Origin of the sequence: Haemophilus parahaemolyticus (assembly GCF_018373095.1) — a bacterium.
Taxonomy (GTDB): domain Bacteria; phylum Pseudomonadota; class Gammaproteobacteria; order Enterobacterales; family Pasteurellaceae; genus Haemophilus_A; species Haemophilus_A parahaemolyticus_A.
In genome coordinates this window covers 1-7,130 of sequence record NZ_JAHAHT010000091.1, presented here as the reverse complement: position 1 = coordinate 7,130, position 7,130 = coordinate 1, and the positions used below count along the sequence as shown (strand labels likewise).

General features: G+C 40.7%; 7 protein-coding genes. 3 read left to right on the top strand and 4 right to left on the bottom strand.

Annotated features, from left to right (window positions below):
• From KH943_RS08335 to KH943_RS08325, 3 genes are all read right to left on the bottom strand, one after another.
• Positions 1-1,537, bottom strand: a 1,537-nt coding sequence (locus KH943_RS08335; RefSeq protein ID WP_304109914.1) for an efflux RND transporter permease subunit, incomplete at its 3' end; no start/stop codon positions are given.
• A 12-nt stretch (positions 1,538-1,549) separates the two neighbouring features.
• Positions 1,550-2,755 carry an efflux RND transporter periplasmic adaptor subunit gene (locus KH943_RS08330; protein ID WP_304109913.1) on the bottom strand — a complete coding sequence of 402 codons (1,206 nt, stop codon included), beginning with the start codon at positions 2,753-2,755 and terminating at the stop codon, positions 1,550-1,552.
• A gap of 36 nt (positions 2,756-2,791) precedes the next feature.
• Positions 2,792-3,397: a TetR/AcrR family transcriptional regulator gene (locus tag KH943_RS08325; protein WP_304109911.1), complete on the bottom strand. Its 606-nt coding sequence runs from the start codon at positions 3,395-3,397 to the stop codon at positions 2,792-2,794.
• Between the two features lie 151 nt (positions 3,398-3,548).
• Between KH943_RS08325 and KH943_RS08320 the strand changes: the two genes are divergently transcribed.
• Both KH943_RS08320 and KH943_RS08315 read left to right on the top strand, forming a co-directional pair.
• The gene (locus KH943_RS08320; RefSeq protein WP_304109909.1) at positions 3,549-3,770 is read left to right on the top strand and encodes a DUF1414 domain-containing protein; all 222 of its coding nucleotides are present in this window, start codon (positions 3,549-3,551) and stop codon (positions 3,768-3,770) included.
• Between the two features lie 3 nt (positions 3,771-3,773).
• Complete coding sequence (locus tag KH943_RS08315) at positions 3,774-5,486, top strand: DUF3413 domain-containing protein (protein WP_304109908.1); 1,713 nt, start codon at positions 3,774-3,776, stop codon at positions 5,484-5,486.
• Between the two features lie 8 nt (positions 5,487-5,494).
• Here the strand turns inward: KH943_RS08315 and KH943_RS08310 are convergent, their stop codons facing one another.
• Complete coding sequence (locus KH943_RS08310; RefSeq protein WP_304109906.1) at positions 5,495-6,490, bottom strand: LacI family DNA-binding transcriptional regulator; 996 nt, start codon at positions 6,488-6,490, stop codon at positions 5,495-5,497.
• 218 nt (positions 6,491-6,708) lie between these two features.
• Between KH943_RS08310 and KH943_RS08305 the strand changes: the two genes are divergently transcribed.
• Positions 6,709-7,130 (top strand): MFS transporter (locus tag KH943_RS08305; RefSeq protein ID WP_304109905.1); only part of this gene is annotated, 422 nt, incomplete at its 3' end.

Genomic DNA, 7,130 nt, shown 5'->3' with positions numbered 1-7,130 from the left:
TCATTTTATCCAACATACCGTTGATACACTTCGCAAAACGGCTTTCGTGTTCTTCGTTGTGTTCTTTTAACACACGGCTCGACATCATTGGCGAAAGCGTTAATGCTGCAATCCCTGAAATGAATACCGCGCCCGCAAGGGTTAAAGCGAACTCTTTGAAAAGTGAACCTGTTACCCCTTCCATCAATGCCATTGGTGAATATACTGCACCAAGTGTGATGGTCATTGAGATAACGGGGATTGCAATTTCACGCGTACCGATAATCGCTGCATCAAATGGCGATTTGCCCTCTTTCACGTGACGTTCTACGTTCTCAAGTACGACGATCGCATCGTCCACTACCAAACCGATTGCAAGAATTAACGCCAATAAGGTTAAGAGGTTGATCGAGAAGCCAAACATTTGTAGGAAGAATAATACCCCGATAAGCGAAATTGGAATCGTGATAATTGGCACAATCATTGCACGCAATGATCCTAAAAATAGGATAATAACCACTAATACGATAACCGTTGCTTCAATAATTGTTTTATAAACTTCATTGATAGAGCTATTAATGGCAATCGTTTTGTCGTATAAAATCTGACCGTTAATTGTTTCTGGTAAATTTTTCTGCATTTGTGCAAATACAGGATAAATATCTTTAGCCACAGTGATGGAGTTTGCTGTAGTTGCAGCAGAAACACCTAAAACGACTGCTTCTTTACCATCAGCCACCGTACGAGAAGCATCTTGATATTTATCTAACTCAACCTTTGCAATGTCTTTTAACTTGATGGTTTTACCGTCTGATGTGGTTGAAATCGTTACGTTCTCAAGTTCTGAAACAGATGGCGTACTTGATTCTACTTTGTTTTTATAAACTGTATAGTAGCCATTCGCATTACCTGCGGCAGTGTTTAAGTTGTTTGCTGTTAAAGCCGCTAACACTTGCGCACCAGAGAGATTATTGCCCGCCATTTTGTCAGGATCTAACCAGATACGTAAACCGAAAGTCGTTGCACCGAAAATATCAACACTTGATACCCCATTTACCGTAAAGAATTGTGGTTTAACCACTCGGTTAATATAGTCGGTAATTTGGGCTGTATTTAACTCATCAGAGACAAATCGGATATACATCAACGCATCGTTCGACCCTGATGAAACGCTGATTGATGGATCATCAATCCCGCTCGGAAGATTAGAACGAATTGCACTCACTTTCGAAGAAATATCCGCCAACGCCAATTGTGGGTTGGTGTTCAATTTCATTTTAATCGTAGTGGTTGAAGTACTTGGTCCACTTGATGAAGTCACATAGTCGATGTTATCCGCCTGTGCAACCGCTTCTTCAATTTGGGAAGTTACGAGTGCTTGCATCAAACTTGCATCCGCACCTGAGTAGTTCACACTCACGGTTACGGTTGAGATAGTCATCTCAGGGTATTCTCGTACCTGTAACTTATTGATGGATTGCAAGCCAAGAATCGTAATCAGCAAGCTAATACACACCGCAAGTACAGGGCGTTTAATAAATAGATCGGTAAATTTCATTGATTACCTCAATTAAAGTTTACTACTTTTCGCAGGTACGGTTACACCAACAGCTTCTTGATCAGAAACAATGATAAGCGAATGGTTATTTAAACGCTGGAAACCGCCCGTTACGATAATATCACCCGCTTTCACGCCTTTTGCTAATTGTGCGTAGATACCGTTACGGTCTTTGGTTCTTACTTCCACTTGTTTTGCACGATACATTTTATTTGCATCTAATTTCGGATTTTGCTCCGCCATTTTGCTTACAAGTGCTTTATCTTCATCTGAAAGTTGCTCAAGCACATAAACGGTTTCGCCATACATCGTGTAAGTAACCGCAATTTGTGGCACCACGATTTGTGCTTTTTCAGTTGGCAATGCCACATTTAATCGCACAAACATACCTGAAAGCAATTTGTTGCCGCCTTCAGCAATCACCGCTTCAACGTTAATTAAACCTGTATTGCGATCAACTGCAGGATCGATTGCAACAATTTCCGCTGGGAAGGTTTGCCCCTCTAACGCATCCACTTCTGCAGTCACTTTTTGACCCACAAAAATATTCTCAACATCTGTTTGAGGAAGCGTAAAACGCACTTTCATTGAACTTTGATCTTCAACACGCACAATTTCTGTACCGGTTGTGATGTATTGACCTACGTTCACATTCACGATACCTGCAAAACCGCTAAATGGAGCATAAATTTTACGGCGTGCAATTGAAGCTTTTAATGACTCAATATTTGCTATTAATTGATTATAGGTTGCTTGAGCACTGTCTAATTCTGCTTTTGAAGCACTGTTAGAAGCCACCAAGTTACGATAACGATCTAACGTAAGCTTTGCGTTTGGTAATTGTGCTTGAGACGCTTTCAAAGTTGCCACTTCAACGGTATCATCAAGCTCCACCAATAAATCACCTTTATTGACACGCTGACCTGATTTCACGTTCACACTTTTCACCGTACCAGAAGACTCCGAACTTAACATCGCCCCTTGGTTCGGGCGGATATAACCTACCGCTGAAAGATAAGGCGTCCATTCACGAGGTTGTACCTGCATTGCGGTGATTTCACTCACCGTTTCAGGCATATTCGCTGCAACTTCCGCTTTCTTGCCTGCGATAAAACGTTGCATTCCCGCCACACCCGCAAAAGCAACAAGCACAACCAATAGCGTTACTACAATAAGAAACTTTCTGCCACGAGAAGGCTTTTGGTTTTCTGTTGTCATGTTTTCTCCAATATATTTAAATAAAAAATAAACGATTTACACCGTAATTGCTTTCCAAGAACACAATAGCATTTTTTCTATTGTCTCCTTCGAATACTCTTTTTGCGTCAATTGCTGTAAATAAGCAATTTCCACCACAATACCAATGCCCAAAACGTGTAATAATTCCGCTGGCATTTGAGCGATTACGCCCTGCTCCTGCCCATCTCGCACAAATTTATTCCAGATAAAATCATCATCGTGAATCAGTCGCTCAATAATTTCATTGAATCCAAGCATTGCTTGGTATTGCGATAAATTCGTTGCGACCGTTGGGTTATCTCGCAAAAATGCCAACTTGTTTTCAAACATCTTGCGGTAACGATTAAACAGTGTGTCAGTTTCATCATAGCCATCTTGCACATAATGCGTAAAACGGTCACATAAATCATAAACCAGCTTATTTAATAAATCGTCTTTGGTCTTAAAATACAAATAGAGCGTCCCTAAGGCTAGGTTCGCTCTGGTTGCAATTTTTCGCATAGAAAGGTTTTGAATGCCAATCTCTGCGATGAGTATTTCAGTCACGGAAAGAATTTGGCGAGCCATCTCATCTTTTGATGAGCTTTGCACTTCGTTTTTTTGTATTTCCGTTTTCTGCATTTCACTCTCCATTTTCCAAAATGAACAGTTGTTCATTCTATAGATTTTCACCTCTTTTTGCAAAGAAAAATCTATTTTCGACCGCTTATTTCTCTCTATTTTGCTAAAAATATGCTAGTATTTGCCCAATTATTCACTCAAGAAAATCAACATGGCTGTAAAATCCAAATATCAAAACAATCAATTCGATACCTTATTACAAGACTTATTTATCGTATTAGAACAACACAAAGCACCTGCCGATTTATCGCTTATGGTGCTTGGCAATATGGTCACCAACATCATTCAAAACCGCGTGCAAGATGAACAACAGCGTGAACGCCTTGCTGAGGCTTTTGCCGATTCATTAAAACACTCTTTAAAAGCAAAATAACCTATGCTTAATCGCCTACGTCAATTATTTCCAACCAACACGCTACAATACCGAGAGCAAACCTCACAGCGTATTACGTGGGGGCATTGGTTTGCACTTTTTAATATTGTCGTAGCAATTTTAATTGCCTCTCGTTATGCTTTTAATGCCGACTGGCCGAATACGCTGGTCGGTAAACTCTACTTTTTCGTCAGCCTTTTCGGGCATTTCAGTTTCGTTGTTTTTGCCTTTTATCTACTCTGCCTTTTCCCACTTAGTTTTTTAATCCGCAACGAACGCGGTTTCCGTGGCTTTTCAGTCATTTTTGCTACTATTGGGCAAACGTTACTCTTGGTCGATACCGAAATCTTTAAGCAATTCTATCTGCATTTATCACCGCTTGTTTGGGACTTATTAGTGAATCCAGATAACGGCGAACTCTCACGCCAATGGCAATTGCTGTTCGTACCAATGCCTCTGATTTTACTTGCAGAAATGCTCTACTCCCGTTGGTGTTGGCAAAAATTGCGTAGTTTCAACCGCCAAACTTGGGGCAAATATGTCGCAATGTTTTTCTTGAGTTGCTTTATCGCGACCCATCTTATTTATGCGTGGGCAGATATGAGCATTAACCGCCCAATTACTTCGCAAAAAGCAAATTACCCGCTTTCCTACCCGATGACAGCACGTAGTTTCTTAGAGAAACACGGGTTAGTGGATATGGAAAAAATGGAGCAAGCCATTGAGCAGACAGGGCGTTTAGATACTTTCTATTTAGACTACCCAAAACAGATGCTTCAAATGACCAAAACGCCTGAAGTAAATGTGTTGTTGATTAACATCTCAGGCTTAACCAATCACGCAATTGATGGCGAGCAGATGCCATTTGTTCGCAAAATAGCGGGAAAATCCTACCGCTTTATGCACCACTATGCGAGTGGCGATACGCCAATGGCAAGCACATTGGGGATTTTCTACGGACTAAGCGGGAGATACATTGATGCTGTCTTGAACGAAAAAACCAGCTCACCGCTTATGACAGCCTTTAAAAAATATGGCTATCAATTCGGCTTATTCTCTGCAAACAATTTTGCTGAACCGCTCTATCGCCGTGCATTATTTGCAAATATGCCTTTAGCCAAAACGGAAGATAATGAACAAGCCCTGAATGCGTGGCAAACGTGGCTGATAAAACAGGCAGCAAATAAACCATTCTTTAGCTATTTGCAGTTAAATATGACCTCTGAAAACCAGCTTAATCAGCAAATTGAAACGATCTGGCAACAGCTTGAGAACAAAGAGCTAATGGGTAGAACCTTGGTGATTCTGACTGCCGATTTAGCTAACGCAGAGAAAATGAAAAACAGCTTCTCAGCAGAACGATTAGAAGTGCCATTGATGTTCTATTGGCAAGGCGAAGGGCTATTATACAACCAGCTTTCTAGCCATTTAGACATTATGCCAACGCTCTTTAGCCAGTTCTTTGGTGTGCTTAATCCTGCGAATGATTACACCCAAGGCATTGATTTATCTAAACCAAACAACCGCCTTTGGGTGCTGGCTTCCAACCACCAATGGAATGTTGCCATTATGTCAGATGGCGAACAATTCCACTTAGATCGCCGCGGGCAAGTTGAAAACTTCAATACAGAGGGTGTGCAAATTAAAAGCGAAAAACCACCGCTTGCCTTGTTCTTACAGATGATTAAATTAAGTAATCAGTTTGTGAATAAATAAGCTTTAGCTTAACAAGACTCTCTCACAATAAGCGGGCATTCAATTAAGTAAACTTCCTCTCCTTTGCGATTTTCAATCAGATGTAAAGCTGCTTGTTTGCCCATTTCGTAGTGGGGGAGTTGCACAGTGGTTAGAGGTGGTAGGAATAAATTTGCTACGCCCACCATATTATCATATCCCACTACGGCGACATCTTTGGGAATACGAAAACCGTGCGAGAGTAGCAATTGATAGGCGAGCATCGCGATACGGTCATTCCCGCATACAATCACATCGTAATCAAAATAATCTTTGCCTTTGGCGAGCATTGCTTTGAGTTCGTCCGCACCGTGCACATATTCATCGCTGTCATCCATAAAAAACTCAGTCAGCGGTTTTGCATTTTGTTGTGAAAACCAGACCGCTTGGAAGCCTTTCTGACGCTCTTTGGCTGCAATCGCTTGATAGGGAATATAGAGGCAGAGTGGTTTTTGATAACCTTTTTTTACTAATAAGCGAGCTAAATCCGCCATTCCTTGGTAGTCGTTGGGAACATAACTTGGTACGCTTAAATCATTAGTGACACAATTTGCCAACACAATCGGATAGCCTGCCAAACGTTTCGGCACTTTGACCTCTTTTAAGCCGTGCCTAGCAATAATAATTGCTGTTGGACGATGCGATAACAGTAAATCAACTGCCTGCTCAATATCTTGCTCATCTTCTTCAAAAGTATTAATCACAAAAGAATTCCAATGATGCTCCCGCACGGTTTGTTCAATCGCAAGTAAAATTTCAACCGAAAATGGCGTGGTTGCCGCACTAAATGAAAGTACGCCAATCGTATTTTGCGTAACGCCTCGAATTTTCTGGGCTGCCATATTCGGTACATAACCAAGCTGTTCAATCGCCGATTTTACCATTTTAAGCGTTTTTTCTGAAAGCTGTTCAGGGTTGTTAATTGCTCTTGATACCGTCATCAACGATACGCCTGCCAATTTTGCAACATCCTTGAGAGAAGCCATTTTTATTCCTTCATTTTAAAATGTTATTACTTTGTTAAGCTTAACATTTCTACCTTTTTTCGCCAAAAAACTTCTGTAAAAAATGTGATCTACTTCACAGATTTAAAATAATAACGTTAAAAAGTGTGATCTAGTTTACATTTTTAATATTTTTTGCTTGGTAAGCGTAAATGATAACGTTATCATTCCAATATCAATGTTACTTAATGAGGTGTAATATGCAGGCAACAGTACAAACCCCAAACAAAGTGTATTACTGGGGCAACCATAATTACTTTGTCTTTAGCGGTTATTTTTTCACTTACTTTTTTATTATGGCAACCTGTTATCCCTTCCTTGGTATTTGGCTAGGCGATATTAACGGGCTTTCGGGCGAAGATCGCGGTATTGTGTTTGCTTCTATGTCGTTCTTCGCACTCTGCTTCCAACCGATTTTTGGTTATGTTACCGATAAACTTGGCGTCAAAAAACATATGCTTTGGGCAGTTGCCATCACACTCTTGTTTTATGCACCATTTTTTATTTATGTGTTCGCACCGTTATTAAAATCTAACATCTGGCTTGGTGCAATTTCAGGCGGTATCTATATGGGCTTCGTGTTCTCAGGTGGTTCTGGAGCTTCAGAAGCTTATGTTGAACG